The 2,107-nt window shown below is 70.5% G+C and carries 1 protein-coding gene and 1 pseudogene; both read right to left on the reverse strand.

Going from position 1 to position 2,107, the window contains the following annotated elements; translation table 11 throughout:
* Positions 1 to 214 precede the first annotated feature (214 nt).
* Complete coding sequence (locus tag GT354_RS02555; protein WP_161354508.1) at positions 215 to 1,753, reverse strand: YfcC family protein; 1,539 nt, start codon at positions 1,751 to 1,753, stop codon at positions 215 to 217.
* A 67-nt stretch (positions 1,754 to 1,820) separates the two neighbouring features.
* Positions 1,821 to 2,107, reverse strand: a pseudogene (locus GT354_RS02560) (dipeptidase); the annotation flags it as partial.

Consider the following 2,107-nt stretch of genomic DNA (forward strand, 5'->3'; position numbering starts at 1 on the left):
TTCGCCGCGAGGAAGCGTACGCGCGTCGTTTCCACGGCGTGGCGGGAGCGCCCGAGCCGGACCGACGGGCGGACCGGGGCCGCGGAGAGGGCCGTCACGACGGCTTCCGCCGCAGGCCCCCGCGCGCCGGGCCGCCTTCGGCCACCCGACCCCGCCGAACGAAACGGTTCCTTCCGCCGCTCGGCCGAACCGGGCCGCCCCGGCGGGAGGAGCGTCACGACAGGCCCGCGCCCAGCGCCACGAACGCGCAGACGAGCACGAACAAAATGGCCAACAGCGGCGCGGCGAAACGCAGATACTGGTTGTAGCCGACCTTGGCCAGCGACACCCCGCCCATGATCACCGCGGTCGTCGGCACCCACAGGTTCATCCACCCCGACGCGGCCTGCCACGCGGTCACCACGAGGGCACGCGGGACGTCGGCGAAGTCGGCCAGCGGCGCCAGGATCGGCATCGCCAGGGTCGCGTGTCCGGAGGTCGAGGGGATCAGGAACGCCAACGGCAGGTTCACCCCGAAGATCAACACCCCGAACACCGCCGACGAAGTGTCGGAGACGGCGCCCTCCATCGAGTGCAGCACGGTGTCGGTGACCTGGGCGTTGTTCATGATCACGGTCACCCCGCGGGCCAGCATGATGATCAGTGCCGGGGAGACGAAGTCGGCCGCGCCCTGGATGATCGTCTCCGCGAGCTTCTTCTCGCCGAGCCGCGCCGCCACTCCGACGATCACCGCCGCGACGATGAACAGCGCTGCCAACTGCGCGAAGGACCAGTCCAGTTCCCATCCGTAGGGCGTGGCGTCCGCGTCGCCGGTGAGCACCTGCGCCCACGGAATGATCGAGAAGATCATGAACACGAAGGTGATCGTCACCGCGACCAGAACGACCTTGTGCGTGCCGGTGAGCGCCTGCGGTTCGTCCCCGGTCGCCGCGACGTCCGCCTGCTCGTGATCGCCCGGCAGGAAACCCACGAGCGACCGCGACGGGTCGGCCTTGACCCGGCGCGCGTAGCGAACCACGTACAGGATCGTCACCGCCGTCAGTACGACGAGCATCAGCAGCCGCAGCACGATCCCGTCGCCCAGCGAGATCCCGGCCGCCGACGAGGCGACGCCGGTCGCGAACGGGTTGACCGTCGAACACAGCACGCCCACCCCCGCGCCCAGGATGATCGTGCCGGTGGCGACCATCCGGTCGTAGCCCAGGGCCAGCATCAGCGGCACGATCAGCCCGTAGAAGCCGAGCGTCTCCTCGGCGAACCCCTCGACCGACCCGAGGATCGAGAAGACCGTCATGATCGCGACGATGAGCACCGCGCCGCGCGTGCGCAGCCGGTGCGCGAGCCGCGCGATCCCGCGATCGAGGGCGCCGGTGGCGAACACCACCGTGATGAACGCGCCGATCGCCAGTACGAACAGGAACACCGCCGCGCTGCCGTACAGATCGCCGACGTTGTCCGGCGCCACCTGCCCGCTCTGCGCGTCCTTGATTCCGTAGAGGCCGTTGACCGGCGACAGGAACAGGTCGTTGAGCCGCTGGACGAAGTCCTCGGGGGAGTCGGTGTGGTGATAGCTGCCCGCGACCGGCTTGCCGTCCTCACCGCGCCGGTACTCGCCCGCCGGGATGGCGAACGCGAGCGCCCACACCACGATCGTCACGATCGCCAATACGGTCAGCGCGCTGGGGAAGCGGAATCCGCGTTTGGGCTCGGGGGCGTCGTCCTCGGCCTCGGCCGGGGCTTGATCGGTACTCACGCGCTACTCCTATGCGGGTACGGGTGGTTCGGGGTGGATCGAGGGCTCGGTCACCGGGCGCCGTGCGTCATCCGCGGCCGAATCGCTCCCCGTACGCGGCGAAGAACGCCGCCTCCGCCACCACCGCGTCGCGCAGTTCGCTCACCAGTACGCGTTCGTTGGGGCCGTGCAGGTTGCACATGCTGTCCTGTGCCCCGAACAGCAGGATCTCGGCGCCGGGTCGGGCCGCCGCGAGACTGTTCACGAGCGGGATCGAACCGCCCGCCGCCGCGTGCACGGGCTCGGCGCCCCACGCGGTGCGCAGCGCCTCGTGCGCCGCCCGATACGCCTCGCCGTCGGTCGCCGCCGCGAACC

The organism is Streptomyces sp. SID3343, assembly GCF_009865215.1.
Classification (GTDB): domain Bacteria; phylum Actinomycetota; class Actinomycetes; order Streptomycetales; family Streptomycetaceae; genus Embleya.